13 protein-coding genes and 1 pseudogene are annotated in these 21,508 nt (G+C 70.4%); 7 read left to right on the forward strand and 7 right to left on the reverse strand.

Features of this window, described 5'->3' with window-relative positions:
- Positions 1 to 54: 54 nt before the first annotated feature.
- Complete coding sequence (locus QZM72_RS24560; RefSeq protein ID WP_089467057.1) at positions 55 to 981, forward strand: DMT family transporter; 927 nt, start codon at positions 55 to 57, stop codon at positions 979 to 981.
- A 480-nt stretch (positions 982 to 1,461) separates the two neighbouring features.
- The gene (locus QZM72_RS24565) at positions 1,462 to 2,742 is read left to right on the forward strand and encodes an EAL domain-containing protein (RefSeq protein WP_089467056.1); all 1,281 of its coding nucleotides are present in this window, start codon (positions 1,462 to 1,464) and stop codon (positions 2,740 to 2,742) included.
- Between the two features lie 52 nt (positions 2,743 to 2,794).
- Here QZM72_RS24565 and arfB read toward each other — a convergent pair whose 3' ends face one another.
- From arfB to recC, 4 genes are read right to left on the reverse strand one after another with little or no spacing between them, the layout of a single operon-like run.
- Positions 2,795 to 3,199 carry an alternative ribosome rescue aminoacyl-tRNA hydrolase ArfB gene (arfB, locus tag QZM72_RS24570; RefSeq protein WP_089467055.1) on the reverse strand — a complete coding sequence of 135 codons (405 nt, stop codon included), beginning with the start codon at positions 3,197 to 3,199 and terminating at the stop codon, positions 2,795 to 2,797.
- Positions 3,196 to 5,538, reverse strand: coding sequence for an AAA family ATPase (locus QZM72_RS24575; protein WP_301739457.1), 2,343 nt, complete (start codon positions 5,536 to 5,538; stop codon positions 3,196 to 3,198). Before QZM72_RS24575 ends, arfB begins: the two co-directional genes overlap by 4 nt.
- Positions 5,535 to 9,245 carry an exodeoxyribonuclease V subunit beta gene (gene recB, locus QZM72_RS24580; protein ID WP_301739458.1) on the reverse strand — a complete coding sequence of 1,237 codons (3,711 nt, stop codon included), beginning with the start codon at positions 9,243 to 9,245 and terminating at the stop codon, positions 5,535 to 5,537. Before recB ends, QZM72_RS24575 begins: the two co-directional genes overlap by 4 nt.
- Positions 9,242 to 12,580 carry an exodeoxyribonuclease V subunit gamma gene (gene recC, locus QZM72_RS24585; protein ID WP_301739459.1) on the reverse strand — a complete coding sequence of 1,113 codons (3,339 nt, stop codon included), beginning with the start codon at positions 12,578 to 12,580 and terminating at the stop codon, positions 9,242 to 9,244. Before recC ends, recB begins: the two co-directional genes overlap by 4 nt.
- 180 nt (positions 12,581 to 12,760) lie before the next feature.
- Here recC and QZM72_RS24590 point away from each other — a divergent pair, with 180 nt between their 5' ends.
- Positions 12,761 to 15,052, forward strand: a complete 2,292-nt coding sequence (locus tag QZM72_RS24590; RefSeq protein WP_301739460.1) for an FUSC family membrane protein — start codon at positions 12,761 to 12,763, stop codon at positions 15,050 to 15,052.
- Positions 15,053 to 15,343: 291 nt separating this feature from the next.
- Positions 15,344 to 15,992: pseudogene (locus tag QZM72_RS24595) on the forward strand (amino acid permease).
- Positions 15,993 to 16,139: 147 nt separating this feature from the next.
- Here QZM72_RS24595 and QZM72_RS24600 read toward each other — a convergent pair.
- Positions 16,140 to 16,301, reverse strand: coding sequence for a hypothetical protein (locus QZM72_RS24600; RefSeq protein WP_006476417.1), 162 nt, complete (start codon positions 16,299 to 16,301; stop codon positions 16,140 to 16,142).
- Between the two features lie 242 nt (positions 16,302 to 16,543).
- Between QZM72_RS24600 and QZM72_RS24605 the strand changes: the two genes are divergently transcribed.
- Genes QZM72_RS24605 through QZM72_RS24615 form a run of 3 tightly spaced genes read left to right on the forward strand, consistent with a single transcriptional unit; the run spans position 16,544 to position 20,052 of the window.
- Positions 16,544 to 17,587: a Fe(3+) ABC transporter substrate-binding protein gene (locus tag QZM72_RS24605; protein ID WP_089467051.1), complete on the forward strand. Its 1,044-nt coding sequence runs from the start codon at positions 16,544 to 16,546 to the stop codon at positions 17,585 to 17,587.
- On the forward strand, positions 17,577 to 19,274 hold the full coding sequence (locus QZM72_RS24610; protein ID WP_301739461.1) for an iron ABC transporter permease: 1,698 nt from the start codon (positions 17,577 to 17,579) through the stop codon (positions 19,272 to 19,274). The genes QZM72_RS24605 and QZM72_RS24610 overlap by 11 nt, the downstream gene beginning before the upstream one ends.
- 4 nt (positions 19,275 to 19,278) lie before the next feature.
- A complete protein-coding gene (locus QZM72_RS24615; RefSeq protein WP_089467049.1) occupies positions 19,279 to 20,052 on the forward strand; it encodes an ABC transporter ATP-binding protein in 774 nt (257 codons plus the stop codon).
- Between the two features lie 29 nt (positions 20,053 to 20,081).
- Here QZM72_RS24615 and QZM72_RS24620 read toward each other — a convergent pair whose 3' ends face one another.
- Positions 20,082 to 20,552, reverse strand: a complete 471-nt coding sequence (locus tag QZM72_RS24620; protein WP_301739462.1) for an Lrp/AsnC family transcriptional regulator — start codon at positions 20,550 to 20,552, stop codon at positions 20,082 to 20,084.
- A 238-nt stretch (positions 20,553 to 20,790) separates the two neighbouring features.
- The gene (locus tag QZM72_RS24625; protein WP_301739463.1) at positions 20,791 to 21,432 is read right to left on the reverse strand and encodes an NAD(P)-dependent oxidoreductase; all 642 of its coding nucleotides are present in this window, start codon (positions 21,430 to 21,432) and stop codon (positions 20,791 to 20,793) included.
- Between the last annotated feature and the right edge of the window lie 76 nt (positions 21,433 to 21,508).

The following is a 21,508-nucleotide window of genomic DNA, read 5'->3' on the forward strand; positions in this document are numbered from 1 at the left end:
GGGTGGTAACGCGGTGTAAGATTCCTCGCATCCCGTCCCCACCCTCGCCGATCGATGTCACCCAAAAACGCTTTCCTGCTGACCGTACTCGCTGCCCTGTGGGGCGCATCCTTCCTGTTCATCCGCGTCGGCGTGGTCGATTTCGGCGTCGCCCCGCTGATGGCGCTGCGCGTGGGCATCGGCGCGCTGTTTCTCGCGGGCTTCGCGCTGACGCGCTTCAAACCCGCCGATCTCGGCGCCCGGCTGCGCCGTCACGCGTGGCCGCTGTTCGTCGTCGGCGCGCTGAATTCGGGCATCCCGTTCTGCCTGTTCGCGTTCGCCGAGCTGACGCTGTCGGCCGGCGTGACGTCGGTGATCAACGCGACGACGCCGCTGTGGGGCGCGCTCGTCGCTTACCTGTGGCTGAAGGACAAGCTGTCGCTGCCGCGCGCGTTCGGCCTCGTCATCGGGTTTGCCGGCGTGCTCACGCTCGTGTGGAACCAGGTCGCGAACGCGCACGGCGACACGGGCGCCAGCGCGACCGCGCTCGCCGCGGCGGCCGCCCTCGGCGCGACGCTGCTGTACGGCATCGCGGCCAACTATACGAAGCGCAAGCTCAGCGGCGTCGATCCGCTCGTCAACGCAGCCGGCAGCATGATCGGCTCGACCGTGCTGCTGCTGCCGTTCGCGATCGCGACGTGGCCGGCCGCGCCGGTCGGCGTGCACGCATGGGGCGCGGTGCTCGCGCTCGGCGTCGCATGCACCGGCATCGCGTATTTCATCTTCTTCTATCTGATCGCGCACGTCGGGCCCGCCCGCGCGATTACCGTGACGTTCGTGATCCCCGTGTTCGGGCTGCTCTGGGGCGCGCTGTTCCTCGGCGAACACGTGTCGGCCGTGATGATCGAAGGCTGCGCGATCGTGCTCGTCGGCACCGCGCTCGCAACCGGCGTGATCAAGCGGATTCCCGGCGTCCGACCGCGCGGCGGCGAGGCGGCCTGACGATCGGCGCGCCGGGCGCGCACGAACCGCCGCCCGTCGCGCGGCAGATCGCGGCGCGGCGCGGCGCAGCGCAGCGCGGCGCGAGGGTATTCGTTTCATTCGTCCGACGGCGGCCGCCGGCCGCCGGAATTTCCCGTATCGGCCCGCGCATCGGGCGGCAGCAACGCACGGTCATGACGCCGCGCTGACGCGGAATGGTTATCTGTCGCCGTCACGCACTTCGTTTCGCGACGGTCATGCACCGTATGCATGCACGCGGCGCCGGTCGCCCTGCCGCCGCGGACGGGCCGGAATCGCTGTGTACCGTTTGCGTCTGGAGTTACCCTGATACGCGCGCCGAGGCAATCCCGTTACACTCGGAAAACTTATCCGCAGAAGGCGTTTCGATGCCCCACGTTCTTTCGCGCCCGCCTGCGCATGCGGCTGCATCGGCGTGGCGGGGCGTCGGCGCCCCGCCGCCCGCTGCCGGGCACCGTTGACATGAAGCCCGCTCGCGACCTGTCGCTCGACGCCCTGCTCGAACGCCTCACGCCGACACCCCACGGCTGGCTCGCCACCTATCGCACCACGACATTGCGCAGCGTGTTCCAGCCCGTGCTGTCGATCACGCACAAGCGCGTCGTCGGCTACGAGGCGCTGCTGCGCGTCGTCGACGGAAACGGTGCGCTGGCGTCGCCCACCGCCCTGTTCGACAAGACGCGCGGCGACGCCGACGCGCTGCTGCTCGACCGGCTCGCGCGCTGCCTGCACACCGCCAATTTCGTCACGCAAGGCATCGGCGACGGCTGGCTGTTCCTGAACGTGACGCCGCGCGTGCTCGACACCGGCCTCGTGCAGCGCGAGTTCGTCGAGTCGCTGTGCCGGCATTTCGCACTGCCGCCGAACCGCATCGTGCTGGAAGTGGTCGAGCAGCCGGCGCGCGACGAAGCCGCGCTCGCCCGCACGATCGACATGATCCAGCATCGCGATTTCCTGATCGCGATCGACGATTTCGGCACCGGCTTCTCGAACTTCGACCGCGTGTGGCGGGCACGTCCCGACATCGTGAAGCTCGACCGCTCGCTCGTCGAGCGTTCGACCGGCTCGGCCGACGATCGCCGCATCATGCATCACCTCGTGTCGATGCTGCACCAGGCCGGCGCGATGGTGCTGGCCGAAGGCGTCGAAAGCGACGACGCGCTGCAGGCGCTGATGGAAGCCGACATCGATTTCGTGCAGGGTTTCCAGTTCGGCCAGCCCGACGCATCGATCGCGCACGCGAGCGCGGCGGCGCCCGCGATGCTCGACGCCGCGTGGCGGCGCTTCATCGCCCGCCGACACACACCGGTGGCCGCCGAGCAGCCGGGCTTCGACGCGATCGAACGGCTCGTGCTCGGCGGCGCGGCCGCGTTTTCGGCGAGCGGCAACCTGCAGGACGCCGCGCAACGCGTGTTCACGGTGCCGGCCGCGCGTCGCGTGTTCGTCACGGACGAGACCGGCGAACAGTTCCTGCCGTCGATCGGCGCACCGCCCGACGACAGCCAGGCAAGCGTGACCCGTCTCGCGCCGCTATTCCCTGAGACCCACAGCAACTGGTCGCGGCGCCCGTATTTCCAGCGCGCGATCGCCGCCCCAGGGCGCGTCGCGCTGATGGGCCCGCACTTCTCGCTGACCGAGGGCCGCGACTGCTACACGGCCGCCGTCGCGATCCGCGCGCAGAGCCGGATCGTCGTGTTCTGCGTCGACTTCGTGCTCGACAGCGCGGGAACCGTGATGCGGTAGCCGGCGCGCACGGCAGACGATCGCGTGCGACGGGCGCCGCCGCCTTCATTCATCAGTCGACCACCTTCCCGCGGCCCGACTTCACCACGCTGCGGCGCGACTTGTGCTCGAGCCGCCGCTCCTTCGACGCGCGCGTCGGCCGCGTGGCGACCCGGGCGCGCGGCGTGTACGCGACGCTGCCGATCAGCGCATCGAGCCGAGCGAGCGCGGCCTCGCGATTCTTCTCCTGCGTCCGATATTCCTGCGACTTGATCACGACGATACCGTCGCGCGTGATGCGCTGGTCGGACAGCGCGAGAAGCCGCTCCTTGAGGACCGGCGGCAGCGACGACGCGCGAATGTCGAAGCGCAGATGAATCGCGCTCGACACCTTGTTCACGTTCTGCCCGCCCGCGCCCTGCGCGCGCACGGCCGTCCATTCGACCTCGGCCGGATCGAGCGTGTAACGGATCATCATCGCGAAGCCTCCATGCGGCGCCGCGCGAGCGCCTCGTCGACGCGGGCCGCGAGCCCCGAATCGCGCTGCGTGCGCGTCGCGACCGCCTGCGCCAGCACGCGCCGCGGCCCGATCACCTGCACGCGCGTGCGCGCGCGCGTGACGGCCGTATAAACGAGCTCGCGCGTCAGCACCCGGCCGAACGACGCGGGCAGCACGAGCGCCGCTTCGTCGAATTCCGAGCCCTGCGACTTGTGCACCGTCAGTGCGAACGCCGTTTCGTGCGGCGGCAGCGCAGCCGGCGACACCGCACGCGCGGTGCCGTCCGCGCGCCGGAACCACACGCGCAGCACGCCTTGCGCGTCGGGCAGCGCAATGCCGATGTCGCCGTTGAACAGCCCCAGCGCATAGTCGTTGCGCGTGACCATGATCGGCCGCCCGGTGAACCAGTGCGCGCCGACCGCGAGCGGCACGCGCGCCGCATGCCGCACATGCGCGGCCACCAGCGCATTGACGTGTTCCGCGCCGCGCGAACCGCTGCGGGTCGCGCACAGGATCCGGAACCGGTTGAGCGCGTCGAACAACGGCAGCGGATCGGGCGCCGGCGCGGCCAGCGCGTCGCGCAATGCGTCGAGATAGGCGCCGAAGCGCCGTGCGAGCCGCTCGACCGTCGACGACGCCAGCGTGTCGCCCGCATCGTCGTGAAACGACGCGGCCGCCGAGTCGTCGGCGGGCAGCGCCTCGAGCGCCGCCTGCACGTCGCCGCGGCGGATCGCGAGCGACAGCCTCCCAATCGGCGAATCGAGACCGAAACGGTAATTGCGTTCGAGCCACACGACACAGTCCGCAAGCGGTGCCTGCGGCGGCGCGGGCGCGGGCGCGGGCGCGGGCGTGCCGGCGCAGGCGGCAGCGGCTTCGCCGGCCAATGGCGACACGGCCGACGGCGCCGATACAAGCGCCGCGTCGCCTGCGTCGAACGGCGGCAACTCGACGGCGTCGAGCCATGCGAGTTCGTCGGCCTCGATCCAGGCGGGCGCATTGCCGCCCGGTGCGCCGGCATCGGTCGGCCCCGACTCGTTGGGCGGCGGCGGCGACGCGATGTCGATGCCGGCCGGCGACACTTCGTCGTCCTGCGGTTCGTCGTCGAACAGCGACGCCTGCCGCGCATCGACTTTCGGCCGAGGCGCCGCTTTGCGCGACACCGGAGCAGACGCCGATGGCGACGCCGCAGCCCGTGCGGAAGCAGGAACCGGATGCGCGGCCGGAATCGCTGCCGGCGGTGCGGCTTCGTCCGGCACCGGCAACGCCGCGACGAACGCCGCCTCGTCGACACCCAGCGCCTGCGCGATACGCGTGCGCGCCGCGGCGGTGAACGCCGGCCGCGCGCTCAGCTCCGCGAATACGGCGCCGGCCTCGACCGCGGCCAGTTGATCCTTGTCGCCCAGCAACACGAGCCGCGCGCCCGGCGCGAGCGCGTCGAGCAGATGCGCGGCGAGCGCGACGTCGATCATCGACGCCTCGTCGACGACGATCAGGTCGTACGGCAGCGGATTGTCGCGATGATGCCGAAAGCCGGCCGCCCCGCCGCCGCCCAGCAGCCGATGCAGCGTATACGACGTATCGGGCAAGCGCGCCGCGAGCTCGGGCGGCAGATCGCCTGCCCGCGCGTGCAGCGCCTCCTGCATCCGCTGCGCGGCCTTGCCGGTCGGTGCGGCCAGCGCGATGCGCAGCCCCGGGTGCGCGTCGAGCAGACACGCCAGCACGCCGACGACGGTCGTCGTCTTGCCCGTGCCCGGCCCGCCGCTGACGATCGTCACGCGGCCCGTCAGCGCGACGATCGCCGCCACGCGCTGCCAGTCCACTTCGCCGGTAGCCGGCCCGAAGTAACGGGCAAGACTGTCGCGCAGGCGCTCGGGCGACAGGCCTTCCTCCGGCGCGGCGATACCGGCCTGCGCGACGAGCGCATCGGCGAGCCGCCGTTCGTAATCGAAATAGCGCGACAGGTACAGGTGATCGAGCCGGTCGATGATCAGCGGCCGCTCGTCGCCGCGTGCAAGCGTGCCGAACGCGACCACGCCGCTCGCGGCGAGCGCGCTGCGCACCTCGTCGAGCGGCGCTTCGTAACGCTGCGCAAGCGCGGCCAACGCGACGCACACGTGGCCGCCGGCGGTCGCGCGGCTCGTCGCGAATGCGGCGCGCGCCGCCCAGCGCGCCGACGCGGACGGCGCACCCGCGCGCCGCGCGAGGTCGCCGATGCGACGCGCGAAGCCTTCCGCGAGCGCGATGCCGAAATCGGCCGGCTCGGGCAGCCGCGCGACGAGACCGCCGGTGAATTCGAGCATGTCGTCGGACGCGGTCATGCGCGGCCCCCTTCCATCATCCGGTCGAGTGCATCGACGAGCGCGCGGGCGGGCCGCCGCGCATGCACGCCGGCCGGCTCGCCGCCGCTGCGCCAGCCGGGCCGCACCCCGCGCACGAACAGGTACAGGTAGCCCGCGATGTGCGTGTCGTAGTCGTAATCGGGCAGCCGGCCGCGCAGATAGCGATGCAGCGCGACCGTATAGAGCAGCGCCTGCAGGTGATACGCGTGGTCGGCCATCGCGACGTCGAGCGCACGCGGGCCATAGGCATCCGGCGTCGTGCCGAGATGGTTCGACTTCCAGTCGACGATCCAGTAACGGCCGTCGTGTTCGACGATCATGTCGATGAAACCCTTGATGAAACCGGCGAGCGTACCCGCCTCCAGTGCAATGTCCGGATAGCCGTGCGCGACCAGCAGCCGGCGCAGCGCCATCAGGTCGAGCGACGGCGCCGGGAACAGGAAGCCCATTTCGTCGAGCCGCCTCGCCGGATCGAGATCGGCGAGCCGCATGCCCGGCACGAGCTCGGTATGCACGACGTCGTCGACGAGCCGCACCATCATCGCCGGCAGGCGCGTCGCAAGCTCCGGCCCGGCCTCCACCGGCCGGTCGTGCAGCGCGCCGAGCGCGGCCGCGTGCCACGATTCGGGCGCCGTGAACCGGCTGAGCTCGAACAGGCGGTGCAGGCATTCGCCGGCCGCCGCGCCGCGCGGGAACGCGAGAATGTCGTCGTCCGGCGGCTCGGCCGCAACCGTATCGGCCAGCATCAGTTCGCCGTCCGGCGTCACCGCGGCGAGCGCATCGTGATCGGGACGCAGTTCGTCGTCGGGCACGGCCGCGACGCCCGCCTCCTCGCGCGCCATCGATGCGGTCAGCGAGCTGAAGCTCGCCATCCGCCACGCATCGCGCAGCACGCGCGTCGCATGGCGCGCCGCGAGCGTCTGCGACGCGTCGTGGCCGGCCACGAGACGCTCGCGGCGTGCAGGCACCGGCAGCGGCGAAACACTCACGGGGCCGCCCGCAAGCGCGCGCCACGCCGCATCGAGCGCGGCTTCGTCGGGTGGCTCGTCGAGCCACGCATCGAACGCATGGCCGGCGCCCGCGACGAGCCAGTTGAGCACGCTGCGCCGCGCTTCGCGCGTCGAGCGCGACGACAGGTAGGGGCCGGCCACGACATAGCAGCGATAGACCGCGCGCGTGAGCGCCACGTAGACGAGCCGCGCGCGCTCCGCGGCCTGCTCGCGCAACACCTGCCGCGCCGCGTGCGCGGCCGCTTCGTCGTCGCATCCGTAATGCAGCACCGCATCGCCCGCGTTGTCGTGATACTCGCGCGCATCGGGCAGCGCGGACGACGGCGGCTCGCGCAGCCCGCCGTCGTTCAGGAACGGACAGAACACGATCGCGTATTCGAGCCCCTTCGACTTGTGCACCGTGACGATCTGCACGAGGTTGCGGTCGGACTCGAGCCGCAGCTGCGCTTCCTCGCCGCCGCCGTCGAGCCGCTGCGCGGCAAGCCAGCGCAGCGTCGGCGCGATGCCCGGCTGCGCGGATGCACGCGCCTGCGTCAACTCGGCCAGATGGTTGATGTCGGTCACGCGGCGCTCGCCGTCCGCACCGGCCATCAGCCGTTCGGCGATCCGCAGCTCGCGCGTGAACGTGCGCCACATCACCGCGAAGCCGCGTTCGCGCCATAGCAGCCGATACCGCGAGAAGCGCTCGACCCAGCTCATCGCATCGGCACTGTCGGCCGCCGCTGCGCCGGGTGGCGCATCGCCGTCGCCCTGCTCCATGCGCCACAGCGCGCCGGCATCGAGCCCGAACCAGTCGGACGCGAGCGCCGCGCGCAGACGCCGCAGGTCGCCCGGCGCGTCGATCGCCGCCAGCACGCGTTCGAGCTGCTCGGCGTCGCCGGTCGAGAACACCGACGCCTGCGCCAGTTCGACGCTGCCGATGCCCCACGTCGCGAGCACGCGCTTCACGAGGCTGCCCTGCCGGTGCGTCTGCACGAGCACCGCGATGTCGCCCGGCGACAACGGCGTGTCGCCCAACCGCACGCGCCCGTCACGCGCGCCGCGCATCAGCCGCGCGATCTCGGCCGCGCAGGCTTGCGCGGCCTGCGCTTGCGCATCGCGCTTGAGTAGCGTGCCCTCGCCGCCCGGCAGCGCCCACACGCGGAAATCGCCGGCCGGACCCGGATCGGTTTCGTCGACGAACGGCGCACGCACGCGCGTGCCGGCGCGCACCGCGTAATAGTCGAGCCCGTCGAGCACGAATGCGCGCGGATTCGACATGAAGAAGCGGTTGCACGCATCGACGATCGCAGGCGTCGAGCGCTGGTTCACCGCGAGCGTGTAGCACGCGCTCGCCCGTGCGCGCGCCGCGAGATAGGTGTGTAGATCGGCCGCGCGGAAACTGTAGATCGCCTGCTTCGGATCGCCGACGAGGAACAGCGGGCCGCCCGGCGCGAAGATCCGGTCGAAGATCGCGAACTGCAGCGGATCGGTATCCTGGAACTCGTCGATCAACGCGGCCGGATAACGTGCGCGCAGCGTCTCGGCAAGCCACGGATGCGCGTGCAGTGCGTGATACAAGTTCGCGAGCAGATCGTTGAACGACACGACGCGCCGCGTGCGCTTGCGCTCGGCCAGCGCGCCCGGCGCCATGTCGAGCCATTCGGCGATCAGCGCGAGCCAGCGCGCGCGCTGCGCGGCCTCGGCCGCGGCCACCGCCGCTTCGAGCGCGTCGGCCACTTCGAAGAACGCGTGTGCGGGCGTCGCGCCGCCTTTTTTCGTCGCCTTCGTCAGCGCGGTTTGCGTAAGCTTCAACGCGGCTTTCGGCAGTGCGGCCGTCGCGTCGCCCTGCTCGAAATGCACGGCCCACGCGGCGAGCGCATCGGCAACCGCGTCCGGCTTGTGGGAGCGCTGATTGAGCGCGGGCTGCGCGGCGCGCAGCAGCGCATCGATCGCGTCACGCTCGGCGGCCCACATCCGCGCCGCCTCGGCGAAACATTCGGCCGCCGCCGCTTCGGCCGATTCGTCCGGCTCGGTCACGCCGTCCCAACGCAGCGCGGCGAGCGGCTTCTTCAGCCGGCGCGCGAGCTGCGCATCGAGCGCGGCCGGGCCGGCGCCCGATTCGACGAGCCAGGTCGCGAAGCCCGGCCAGCGCGCGGCCGCCGGCTCGACGCGCGTGCGCCAGAAATCCGCCGCGAGTTCGAAGCGCAGCGACGCATCGTCGGCCTCCATGTCGAACGCGAACGGCATCGCCGCCGCGAACGGCGCTTCCTGCAGCGCGCGCTGGCAGAACGCGTGGATCGTATGGATCGCGGCCTGGTCGAACGCGCGCAGCGCGCGGCGGATCCGCTTCACGGCCGTCTCGGGATCGAGCGCGCCGCCTTCGCCGAGCGTGGTCTCCAGCAGACGCCCGATGAACGGATCGCCGCCGTCGTCGCCCGTGTCGAGCGCATGCGCAAGCTGCGCGAGCCGGCCGCGAATCCGCTCGTGCAGCTCGGCCGTCGCCGCTTTCGTGAAGGTCACGACGAGGATTTCGTCCGCGCCGAGATCCTTTTCGAGCAGCAGGCGCACGTACAGCGCGCAGATGTTCCAGGTCTTGCCGGTGCCGGCCGACGCCTCGATCTGGTTGACGCCGTCGAGCGGGCACGCGAACACGTCGAGTTCGAGCGCCTGCTGCGGCTGCGACATAGCGCTCATGCGACCTCCTTCAGATGCTCGACGAGCGGCTCGAACACGAGCCGCGCGAGCGTGCCGAACGGCTCGTCGAGCGACGGATGCGCGCCGCGCCACGCGATCGCGATAGCCGGATCGTCGGCTTCGCTCACGACCCGCTCGTTGATCCACACGCTCGCGGCCTTCGCCTCGCCGTCGGATACCCTCGCCCATGCACTGCGCGGGAAAAACCGCAGTGGCATGCGCCGCCCCGCGCGAAACAGCGCGGCCAGCGGCGCGAGCCGTTCGAGCGGCGCCGCGACGGGCGTCAGCTCGAACGCACCGCCGCTGCCGAACCACAGCGTGCGGTGCGGGCCGCCGGGCTCGACCGCGCAGTAGACGAGATGGGCGAGCCACGCGGACAGATAGTCGCGCGCGCTCGGCCGCGCATAGCGATAGATGACCTGCCCGGCCGGCGTCAGCCGGTTCAGCGTGCCGTGCAACTCGAGCGGCGCGCTCACCGCGTCGGCCGACAGCATCGCGTCGTCGGCGCCGAACAGCGCCTGCTCGGTGTCGGGCCACTTCGGCACGACGGTGAGCGAGAACGGCCGCCGCTCGATGCCATCGGCGAGCGCTCGGCGTACGTTCGACGCAAGCTGCGTCATCGAACCAAGCGCCTGATCGCGCCACACCGCGCCCGTCGCGCCGCCGGGCAGCTCGGGGCTCGCGTCCGCGATGCGCAACGCGTGATCGTGCACGCCGCCGTCGCCGGCTTCGATCAGGAGCGGCAGCACGCGCTCGGCCAGCGCGTCGCTACCGGCAAAGTCCAGCGCGAACGGCTCGGTATCGAGCAGTTCGGCTTGCGCGTCGGCCAGCACGATGCCGAGCCGGCCGCGCAGCAACGCACGCGCCGGATGCCGCCAGAAGCGTTCGAATTCGCTGAATGCGACGGGCTCGACCGGCTCGGCCGGCAGCGGCTGCGCGAAGAACGGCTGCTCGCGCGGCCCGTCGCGCGACGCGTCGGCAGCCAGCAGCGCCGCGAGCGTCGCCCGCTCGGCGTCGTACGAAACGAGATCGCTGCCCGGCTGGAAATATGCGGCGGCGAACGGTTGCAGCGGATGCTCGACGATGAACGCGCGGCGCGCGGCGTCGACCGCGTCCGGTGCGGCGCCGGGCCCGGCCGTGACGATCGCCAGATGATCGAGCAGTTCGTCGACGAGCGCCGCGGGCGGCAACGGCGCATTGTCGCGAATGCTGCGGCCCGTATAGGCGATCAGCAACCGGTCGCGTGCGGCCAGCAGCAAATCGAGAAACAGATTGCGCTCGTCGTCGCGGCGCTGCCGGTCGCCCAGCTTCGGCAGCACGGCCATCAGGTCGAATTCGTCCGCGCGCGCGAGGCTCGGCAGCACGCCGTCGTCCATCCCGAGCAGGCACACGACGCGATACGGCAGCCCGCGCAAGCTCGTCAGCGACGAGAACGTGACGCCGCCCCACGGCACGCCGCCGCGGGCCGGATCGTCGAGCGCCGCCGCGAGCCCCGCGCGGACGACGGCCGCCGGCAACGCCTCGTCGGGTGCGCCCTCCGTCATCGCGGCCAGCATCGCGTCGAGCGCGTCGCGCACGCCGGCCAGCGCGTCGGCATACGCGGCGCCCGAATCGAAGAAGCGCGCGAGCGTGTCGGCAAACAGTTCGCTCCAGCCGCGCGGCGTGTGCGACTCCGCGAGCCGCCGCGCGAAGCCGTCGAGATCGTCGGTGAAGCGCGCGAGCCGGCCGAGCAGTTCGGCCTCGCTGCCGGTGGCCGCCTCGATCGGTAGCCACGCGCCGATCGGAGCCGCGCCTTCGGGCATCGCATAGCCGAGAAAGAGCCGCGCGAGCGCATCGGAGAACGTATGGCGCGGCGCGGGCACGGCCGCGTCGTCGCTCGCGAGCGGCGACAAACCGCGCCGCGCGCCGGCGGCCGCGAGCCAGGTCTGCACCGTTTCGAGCGCGGCCGCGTCGATGTCGTAGCGCGCGGCCACCGCGTCCACGCGCAGCCATTCGACCAGCTCCGGCGCGCCGACCTGCCGCTCCGGCAACGCGAGCCAGTCGAGCAGCACGCGCGCGACCGGGTTCGCCTGCGACGGCGGCAGGCCGGTGATCCGGTAAGGCACGCGCGCGCCGCCGGCGCCGGCCGTGCCGAACACCGCGTCGATCAGCGGCCCGGCCGCGGCGAGATCGGCCACCGCGACGAGCACGTCGGACGGCTGCAGGCTCGCATCGGCATCGAACCACGCGAGCAGCCGGTCGTGCAGCACCTCGAGCTGGCGCGCGAGGCTGTGGCACACATGCACCTCGATTCCGCGCTCGACCGGCGTGTCGCCGAGTTCGGCTTCCGGCTGCAGGTCGAGGATCGCGTTCTGCACGCGCGCGAGCCAGGTGGGCGCGGGATTCTCGACGAAACGCGACGCATCGCCCGACGCGGCGCTTTCCGTCAGTTCGTGCAGCATGTGCAATTGCGCCTGCGTCTGCCTGCCCCATTCGGCGAGCAACGGATGGCCGACTTCCTGATAGTCGCGCCGCCCGGCCGCATCGAGCGCCTCGGCGTGCGCGGCGGTCACGATGTCGAACCAGAATTCGCGGCACGGGTTCAGCGCGTAGACGCGCACGTCGATCCAGCGCGACAGTTCGCGCAACAGCGCGACGTGCAGCGGCGGCATCGTCGGCAGCGCGAACACGCTGACCGATTCGGGCCAGTCGGCGCGTGCGAGCGCATCGGCATCGAGATGGCGCGCCTCGACGAGGAAGCGGTGCGCCGGCGGCGTGCCGCTGTCGCTCAGCTCGGCGAGCAGCGCGCGCCACAGCGCGGCCTGCCAGCGTTCGTCGTCGCGCGCGGCGTCGCCGATCCCGCGCGGTGCGCCGTCGCCCGCGAGCACCGATTCGCCGGCCTGCCACGCGGCCAGCCATTCGGGGCGATAGGTCAGGTAGTGATCGAGCACGGCCGCGACGCGATGGGCCAGTTCGTAGCGCATCGCGTCGTCGGAGGCCGACAGATACGCGGCGAGCCGCGGCGACGCGAGCCACGGCGCGTCGCCTGCCGCCTGCGCGAACAGCCGGTAGCAGCGCCACACGAGGCGGTCGGGCGCGAACGGCGAACGCTTGGGGACCTCCATCACGCGGCCGATCTGCGCCCACAACCATTGCGCGAGATAGGTGAACTCGACGTTCGCGCATACGCCATTGCGCGCGGCGATGTCGAGCTCGAGGCGGCGGCGCAGCGCCGCGCTCGGCACGATGACCTGTTGCGGCGCCCACGGGCCGCTGCGGGCCGGGAACGCGGCCAGATCCTCGAGCAGCGCGTCGGCCAGCGTTTCGTGACGGTTCGAATAGAAGAGATGGAGCATGAAGCGGGCGTCGGAACCTTGCACCGGCGGGGCCGGGCGAACAGGATCACCAAGGATAGCAAATGGGCCGCCGCCGCGAACCTCGGCCGGAAAGCCAGGTTTTGCGGAACGCGAAATACGATAGACTCGTCGCCAGTCAATACGCCGCCCCGGCGTCTTCGTCTGTCATTCAGCTCATCGATGCGCTATTCGGTCGAAATCAGAAAGTTTTTCTACAGCCAGTACTTTTTCGGCGGCCTGCGGATCGCGGTCGGCGTGTCGCTGCCGGCCGTGTTGTGCCTGATCGTGTTTCACAACCGGGACCTCGGCTTCACGATCTCGACGGGCGCGCTCGGCGCGTGCGTGGTCGACATGCCGGGCCCGCTCAAGTACAAGCACAACGAAATGCTCGCGTGCAGCGTGATCGGCTTCCTCGCCGCGCTCGCGACCGGCCTCGCGACACCGAACATCTTCGCGCTGTGGCTCACGATCGTGCCGCTCACGTTCGTGCTGTCGCTGATCGTCGTCTACGGCAACCGCTGGCCACAGATCAGCTTCGCGACGCTGTTCATGATGGTGATGACGCTCGAGGAGAAGTTCACGCCGCTGCAGGCGTTCGTCAACGCCGGCTGGATTCTCGCGGGCGGCCTCTGGTACACGTACTGGGCCACGCTCGTGTCGCAATGGCAGGCGCGCCGGATCGAGCAGCAGGCGCTGGCCGAAAGCCTGTTCGCCTGCGCCGACTACCTGCTCGCGCGCGCGCAGTTCTACGATCTCGACGCCGATCTCGACGAGTGCTACCGCAATCTCGTCGCGCGGCAGATCACCGCGGTCGAAACGCAGGAAACCGCGCGCGACATCGTGCTGCGCAACCTGCCGAAGCTGCGGCGCGGCAAGCTCGATCCCGGCCGCACGGCGATGTACAACCTGTTCATCAACAGCGTCGACCTGCACGAGCTGTTCGTCGGCGCGCACACCGATTATCCGCTCGTGCGCAACACGTTCGGCGGCTCGGACCTGATCATTTTCTATCGCGACCTGATCCGCAAGGCCGCCGCCGATCTCGAGGAGGTCGGCCTCGCGGTGCTCGAAAATCGCGCGCCGCATTCGCACATCAGCGTGAAGGCCGAGCTGCGCGCGATCGAGTACGAGATCGAGCTGATGCGCAAGAAGAACTTCGCGGCCACCCACGCGGAAGCCTATGCGGCCGTGCTCGCGACGTTCCGGCGCATCTGGAGCGCGACACGCCTGATCGACCGGATGCGCCGCAACCTGTCGGGCCGCGCCGATCCGCAGCAAACCGAACTGAAGATCGACAAGGCGCTCACGCGCTTCCTGCAGCGTCGCCGCATGTCGCCGCTGCTGATCTTCTCGAACCTGAACATGCGCTCGCCGAGCTTTCGCCATGCGCTGCGCGTGACGATCGCCGTCGCGGTCGGGTTCTGGATCGGCCGGCTGCTGCCGCTCACGAACGCATACTGGATCGTGATGACCACCATCATCATCCTGAAGCCCGGCTATTCGCTGACCAAGCAGCGCAACGCGGCGCGTATCGTCGGCACGCTGATCGGCTGCGCGGCGAGCGTCGCGCTGATCTACACGGTCAAGGATACGCACCTGCTGATCGCGATCATGTTCGGCTCGATGGTGATGAGCTACAGCCTGCTGCTGTTCAACTATGCGGCGAGCGTAGTCTTCACGTCTTCGTACGTGCTGCTGATGTTCCACCTGCTCGCGCCGGGCAGCATGCGGATCATCGGCGAGCGCGCGATCGACACGGTGGTCGGCTGCATGATCGCGATCGCCGCGAGCCGGCTGTTCCCGTACTGGGAATACCGGCTGATGGGCAAGCTCGTCACCGACATGCTGACCTCCACCCGCAAGTATTTCGAGGCCGTGTGGCGCGCCGGGCGCGGCATGTCGCCGCCGCCGGTGCCGGCCGCCGACGGCGCCGCCGTCGTCGCGGGCGTCGCGGCCGCGATCGAGTCGCCGGCCGCCAGCCTCGACGACGACTACCGCTACCGCCTCGCCCGCAAGGACGTGCACATCGCGTTCGCGAACCTCGGGCAGGCGTTCCAGCGGATGATGATCGAGCCGAAGGCACATCAGCGCTTCGTGCCCGAACTGAACGACCTGCTCGTGCAGACGCACGTGCTCGGCGCGCAGATCACCGCTGCCGCGCCGCTGATCCGCAGCGCATGCGCGGCCGATGGCAGCCTCGTCCACGACGACGCGCTGCAGCGCGGCCTCGCCGCCGTGCTCGACAATCTCGAAAAGGCCGAGGCCGGCGAACCGCCGCCCGCCGACCAGCTCGAAGCGTCGAAGCAGATCACGCGCGATCTCGACGCGATGGTCGTGTCCGCGGAAAAATCCGACGCGGTCGGCGCCGAGCTCACGCACGATCTGAAGGTGCTCGCGCACCAGTGCAAGCAGATGCTCGCGTCGTCGCTGCTGATCCGCAAGGATGCGAGCGTGATCCGCCTGCCCGCCTGACGGCCGATGTCCGCGCCGGCAGGCCGACCCGCGCACGACGCGGCTCGGCCACCGGCGCGCTCCGGTTCAACGATCCCCCGAAGCATGCCCCGCCCGCTTCAAGCGGCCTGCGCCCGCAGCGCGCGACTGCCCGACGCCCCGTTCCGTTCGCCCGCCATTCTTGGAATACCCGATTCCGGCCACGAGGTCCGGCTTGTTATCATTCATTCACATTCAAGTTGTATAGACAACTTGACGCATTCGAACCGGCCTCGCGCGCCAGGTTCGTCGCATAACGATATCGGAGACTCGATAAAAAACTTGCAGCGCCATCTGAGCGCGCGGCACATCCGCTTTCTCGCGCTGGGCTCGGCGATCGGCACGGGCCTGTTCTACGGTTCGGCATCCGCGATCCAGCTCGCCGCCCCGGCCGTAATCCTCGCGTACATCCTGGGCGGCGCAGCCGTCTACTGGTGATGCGCGCGCTCGGCGAGATGGCCGTGCGCGAACCCGTCGCCGGCTCGTTCGGCCACTACGCGACCGGGAACCTCGGCCCGTTCGCGGGCTTCGTCACCGGCTGGACCTACACGCTCGAATGGTGATCGTCGCGATCGCCGACATCACCGCATTCGGCATCTACATGGGCTTCTGGTTTCCGGACGTGCCGCAATGGATCTGGGTGCTCGGCGTCGTCGCGATCATCTGCGGGCTGAACCTGTGCCACGTGAAGGTGTTCGGCGAGCCCGAATCGAGCGCCGAAGTCGCCGCGCTGAAGTTCAAGGTGCCGCTGTGGCCCGTCGCGCCAGCGCTGACGATCGCCTTCATGGGCTTCGTGATCGTGATGCTCGGCTGGTTCGACGATACGCGCGTCGCGCTCTACGTCGGCGCGGCGTGGCTCGCGCTGCTCGCGGCCGTGTTCTACATACGGATCCGCCCGAAATTCGCCGCTGCGTCACGTTGACGCACGGCTGACCTGCCGATGCGGCGCGCCGGTTCCGCGCGCGCCTTCCGCCGTCCCGGTTCCGCACGGCGCCCGTCGCGCCGTACACCGCGGAGCCACTCCCTTCGCCTGCCCACGCGCGGCCCGGCCGGGCCGCGCACCGGCCCGTCAGTGCGACGCCGCGCTCGCGGCCTCGGCCGGATGGGCCTCGTCGTACGCGTGCTTCTGCGAAATCGCGTTGTACAGGATCGTCCCGATCACGAGCAGCACGGCCACGACGATCAGGATGCTCACGTTGCGGACAGGGTTCTTCTTGCGCTGATCGTTCATGGTCGGTGCCGCTCCGTCAAATTCGTCGAAGCGGGCATTCTACGCGCTTGCGCCCGCGCTGCGCCGCCTCGCTCGCCGGTCTCCGCCCCCGGCCGCTCCCCCGCTTTCCGCAAGCTTTCGTTTGTTAATCATTCCCATTTCGATTTAGAATCCATCGTCTTTCAATTTGTAATGTTTCGGTCGCGCGGGCGGCAGGCGCGCCGCGGAACGCTCCCTCGTCCACCTGCCGCACCGGAGTCTCCATGTCGAATCCGCGCACCCGCCTGCTGCCGCTCGCCGGCGCCCTCGCCCTGACCGCGGCCGCCTTCGCGCCGCTTGCCCAGGCGGCCGAGGAAGTGAGCCTGTACACCACCCGCGAGCCGAAGCTGATCCAGCCGCTCATCGACGCGTTCACGAAGCAGAGCGGCGTCAAGGTCAACACGGTGTTCGTGAAGGACGGCCTGCTCGAACGCGTGAAGGCGGAAGGCGCGCAATCGCCGGCCGACGTGCTGATGACGGTCGACGTCGGCAACCTGCTCGACCTCGTCGACGGCGGGCTCACGCAGCCGGTGCGCTCGAAGGCGCTCGACGACGCGATCCCCGCGAACCTGCGCGGCGCGAACGGCGACTGGTACGCGCTGTCGCTGCGCGATCGCGTGCTGTACGTCGAAAAGGACCTGAAGGTCGATGCGTTCCGCTACGAGGATCTCGCCGATCCGAAATGGAAGGGCAAGGTCTGCATCCGCTCGGGCCAGCATCCGTACAACACGGCGCTCGTCGCGGCGATGATCGCGCACGACGGCGAGGCCGCGACCGAGACATGGCTGCGTGGCGTGAAGGCGAACCTCGCGCGCAAGGCGACCGGCGGCGACCGCGACGTCGCGCGCGACATCCTCGGCGGCATCTGCGACGTCGGCCTCGCGAACGCGTACTACGTCGGCCACATGAAGCATGCCGAGGCCGGCAGCGATGCACGCAAATGGGGCGACGCGATCAAGGTCGTGCGCCCGACGTTCGCGAATGCAAAGAGCGGCGGCACGCATGTGAACATCAGCGGCGCGACGGTGGCGAAGCACGCGCCGCACAAGGCCAACGCGGTGAAGCTGCTCGAATACCTGGTGTCGCCGGAAGCGCAGGCGCTGTATGCGCAGGCGAACTACGAATATCCGGTGCGCGCGAACGTGAAGCTCGACCCGGTGATCGCGAGCTTCGGCACGCTGAAGGTCGACCCGCTGCCGCTGGCAGATATCGCGAAGCATCGCAAGCAGGCGAGCCAGCTCGTCGACAAGGTCGGCTTTGACAACTGACGCATCGCCCGCGGCCCGCGCCTGCCGCGCGCCGCGCGGCCCACGTCCGCGGCCGCGACTACGCGCGGGCAGCCTGTGGCTGCTCGCGGCGTTGACGATCGCCGCGGCGGTCGCGGCGCCGGTCGCGGTGCTCGTGGCCGCCGCGTTCGACGCCGATCTCGCGCACTGGCGGCATCTCGCCGAATTCGTGCTGCCGCAGGCGCTCGTCAATACGCTGCTGCTGCTCGCCGGAGTCGGCACGATCGTGTCGATCGTCGGTACCGGCTGCGCCTGGCTCGTCACCGCGTACGATTTTCCCGGCCGCCGGATCCTGACCTGGGCGCTGCTGCTGCCGCTCGCCGTCCCCACCTACATCGTCGCGTTCGCGTATCTCGACCTACTGCATCCGATCGGCCCAGTGCAGGGCGCGATCCGCTGGCTGCTCGGCTTCGACAGCCCGCGGCAGTTCCGCCTGCCCGACCTGCGCTCGCTGCCCGGCGCGATCTTCGTGCTCGGCTTCGTGCTGTATCCGTACGTCTATCTGAGCACGCGCGCGATGTTCGTCACGCAATCCGCGAGCCTGCTCGAAGCCGCGCGCACGCTCGGCGCCGGCCGCGTCGCGACGTTCTGGCGCGTCGTCGTGCCGCTCGCCCGGCCGGCGATCGCGGTCGGCGTGAGCCTCGCGCTGCTCGAAACGCTGAACGATATCGGCGCGTCGGAGTTCCTCGGCGTGCAGACGCTGACCGTGTCCGTCTATACGACGTGGATCACGCGCTCCGATCTCGCCGGCGCCGCGCAGATCGCACTCGCGATGCTCGCGATCGTCGTCGGCATGATCGCGCTCGAACGCTACGGGCGCCGCCGTCAGCGCTACGCGCATGGCCGGCGCATGCGGCCGATCGCGCCGCGCCGCCTGACCGGCGCGGCCGCGCTGGGCGCCGCGGTGCTCGGCTGGCTGCCCGTCCTGCTCGGCTTCGGCGCGCCGGCCGCGTACCTCGCGGTCGAAACGGCCAAGCGGCTGCACCTCGTCGGCGGCGTGTCCGCGCAACTGATGACGGGGCTCGCGAACACGCTGACGATCGCGACCGCCGCCACCGCCGCGACGCTCGCGTGCGGGCTCGTCGTCGCGTGGGCCGCGCGCGCGCAGCGCGACAGCGCCCGGGCGGGCCCTGCCCGCCTGTGCGCGCGGATCGCGAGCCTCGGCTACGCGGTGCCGGGCACCGTGCTCGCGATCGGCCTGCTGATGCCGTTCGCGGCGGCCGATCGGCTGTTCGGCGCGGTGCTCGGCCGCGACGGCCTGCTGCTGATGGGCTCGGCCGCCGCGCTCGTGATCGCCTATACCGTGCGCTTTCTCGCGATCCCGGCCGGCGGCATCGAGGCCGGCCTCGCGCGCATTCCGCCGTCGCTCGAACAGGCCGCGCGCTCGCTCGGCGAGACGGCCGGCGGCACGCTGCGCCGCGTCCACCTGCCGCTGTTGCGGCCCGCGCTCACGACGAGCGCGCTGCTGGTGTTCGTCGACGCGATGAAGGAATTGCCGGCCACGCTGCTGCTGCGCCCGTTGAATTTCGACACGCTCGCGACCTGGCTATATGCGGAAGCCGCGCGCGGCACCTATGAAGAAGGCGCGGTCGCCGCGCTCGCGATCGTGCTGGCCGGGCTCGTGCCCGTAATCCTGCTCGCCCGCACCCGCCACAAGATCGGAGCCTGACACCGTGAACCTGCTCGAACTCGACGACCTCTGCGTCGCCTACGACACGCCGCACGGCCGCCGCATCGTGGTCGACGGCCTGAGCCTCGCGCTGCCGCGAGGCGAGATCGGCTGCCTGCTCGGTGCGTCCGGCTGCGGCAAGACCACCGTGCTGCGCGCGATCGCCGGCTTCGAACCCGTGCGCATGGGGCGTATCGTGCTGGACGGCACGCCGGTCGCGGCGCCGTCGCTCGACGTGCCGCCCGAGCGACGACGCATCGGCATGATGTTCCAGGATTACGCGCTGTTCCCGCACCTGAGCGCGGCCGACAACGTCGCGTTCGGGCTGCGGCGCATGCCGAAGGCCGAACGGCGGCTGCGCGTCGCGGAGATGCTCGACCTCGTCGGCCTCGCCGATGCCGGCGACGCGTATCCGCACGAACTGTCGGGCGGCCAGCAGCAGCGCGTCGCGCTCGCGCGCGCACTCGCGCCGTCGCCGGAACTGCTGCTGCTCGACGAACCGTTCTCGAATCTCGACGTCGATACGCGCGAGCGGCTCGCGTTCGAACTGCGCGACATCCTGAAGCGCACGGGCCACACCGCGATCCTCGTCACGCACAACCAGGCGGAGGCGTTCGCGATCGCCGACCGGATCGGCGTGATGAAGGACGGCGAACTCGCGCAATGGGACACGCCGTATGCGCTGCATCACCATCCGGCCAGCCCGTTCGTCGCGGATTTCGTGCGACGCGACGCGCTGGCCGACGAACGTGCACGCGCACTGGCGCGCGGCCGCTGAAGCCGCGCCGCCGCGCGGCGGCATGCCCGTCAGACGGGCTCGGCCAGATCGCGCACGGGCAGCGCGGTCGAATACTTGATCTGCTCCATCGCGAACGACGAACTGACGTCGAACAGCGGCACCGTGCGAATCAGCTGCTTGTAGACGCGGTCGTAGTCGTCGATGCCCGTCACGACGACGCGCAGCAGGTAATCGGTCTCGCCGCTCATCCGGTAGACCTCGACCACTTCCGGCATGTCGCGCACCGCCTGCGTGAAGCGCTGCGCCCATTCCTCGGTGTGCTGGTTCGTGCGGATCGCGACGAACACGGTCGTGCCGACCCCGAGCTTGCGCGGATCGCACAGCGCGACCTGCGCGCGAATCGCGCCGGTTTCCTTCAGCCGCTGCACGCGCTTCCAGCACGGCGTCTGCGACAGGTTCACGCGCTGTGCCAGCTCCGCGATCGGCAGCGTGGCATCCGCCTGCAGCAGCTCCAGCAGCTTGCGATCGATGGCGTCCATTTCTCCCTTCCCTCGTCGATAGAAATTTATTCTATTCATCCTGCCCGACGGGGAACAATATGAAAACTGTCTCGGCGCGTCGACCGGTGTAAATACCGATCCGTCACGCACTCGCCGCGCCAATGAAACAGGCGACGCCACCCACGCGGGTGGCGTCGCCTGAAATGACTGCTCGGCGCGTCGCGGCTTGCGCGTCGCGCCCTGGCCGGCGCGCACGCGCCGCCGGCCGTCATGCCGCTCAATACGCGACCGTCGCGACCTCGCGCACGAAGCTGTCCTGCTCGAGCGCGTCGACGAACGCGACCGCGTAGTCTTCCGCCGAGATCTTGCTGTTGCCTTGCGCGTCCACGATCAGCTTGCCGACGCCCGTGCGGAACGTGCCCGTGCGCTCGCCCGGCGCGATCAGCGCGGCCGGCGCGAAGAAGGTCCAGTCGATATCGGCGACCGTCTTCAGGTAGTCGAGTGCGTCGCGGTGCGCAAGCGCGACCGCCTTGTACGCGTCCGGGAAGCCTTCGGTGTCGACGAGCTGCTTGCCCGGCGCGACTTCCAGCGAACCGGCGCCGCCCACCACGACGAGCCGCTTCAAGCCGGCCTGGCGCGTGCCGGCGACCAGCGCCTTCGCGACCGCAACGACCTGCGCCACATCTTCCTGCTTCGGACCGTACGCGCTCGCGACGACGTCATGGCCCGGCAGCGTGACCGCGATGCTGGCCGCGTCGAACAGGTCGGCCGCCCTCGCGGTGATGCCGTCGCCGGATGCGCCCGGACGGCGCGACAGCGCCGTGACGCGGTGGCCGCGCCGCACGGCTTCCGCCGCGATGCGCGAGCCGATCATGCCGGTGGCGCCGAACAGCGCGATATTCAACGAACGTTGCGTCATATCGATTCTCCAGAGTTGAAAATATGTAACACGATTAATTACACATAAGGCCGAAAAAAACGGGGCGAAGCCCCCG

Origin of the sequence: Burkholderia sp. AU45388 (assembly GCF_030481585.1) — a bacterium.
In the GTDB taxonomy this organism is placed as follows: Bacteria; Pseudomonadota; Gammaproteobacteria; order Burkholderiales; family Burkholderiaceae; genus Burkholderia; species Burkholderia sola.

Bases quoted from the DNA above. Each gene is read 5' to 3' on its own strand.
- QZM72_RS24560 (WP_089467057.1), top strand. From the start codon at position 55: ATGTCACCCAAAAACGCTTTCCTGCTGACCGTACTCGCTGCCCTGTGG.
- QZM72_RS24565 (WP_089467056.1), top strand. From the start codon at position 1,462: ATGAAGCCCGCTCGCGACCTGTCGCTCGACGCCCTGCTCGAACGCCTC.
- arfB (WP_089467055.1), bottom strand. From the start codon at position 3,199: ATGATGATCCGTTACACGCTCGATCCGGCCGAGGTCGAATGGACGGCC.
- QZM72_RS24575 (WP_301739457.1), bottom strand. From the start codon at position 5,538: ATGACCGCGTCCGACGACATGCTCGAATTCACCGGCGGTCTCGTCGCG.
- recB (WP_301739458.1), bottom strand. From the start codon at position 9,245: ATGAGCGCTATGTCGCAGCCGCAGCAGGCGCTCGAACTCGACGTGTTC.
- recC (WP_301739459.1), bottom strand. From the start codon at position 12,580: ATGCTCCATCTCTTCTATTCGAACCGTCACGAAACGCTGGCCGACGCG.
- QZM72_RS24590 (WP_301739460.1), top strand. From the start codon at position 12,761: ATGCGCTATTCGGTCGAAATCAGAAAGTTTTTCTACAGCCAGTACTTT.
- QZM72_RS24600 (WP_006476417.1), bottom strand. From the start codon at position 16,301: ATGAACGATCAGCGCAAGAAGAACCCTGTCCGCAACGTGAGCATCCTG.
- QZM72_RS24605 (WP_089467051.1), top strand. From the start codon at position 16,544: ATGTCGAATCCGCGCACCCGCCTGCTGCCGCTCGCCGGCGCCCTCGCC.
- QZM72_RS24620 (WP_301739462.1), bottom strand. From the start codon at position 20,552: ATGGACGCCATCGATCGCAAGCTGCTGGAGCTGCTGCAGGCGGATGCC.
- QZM72_RS24625 (WP_301739463.1), bottom strand. From the start codon at position 21,432: ATGACGCAACGTTCGTTGAATATCGCGCTGTTCGGCGCCACCGGCATG.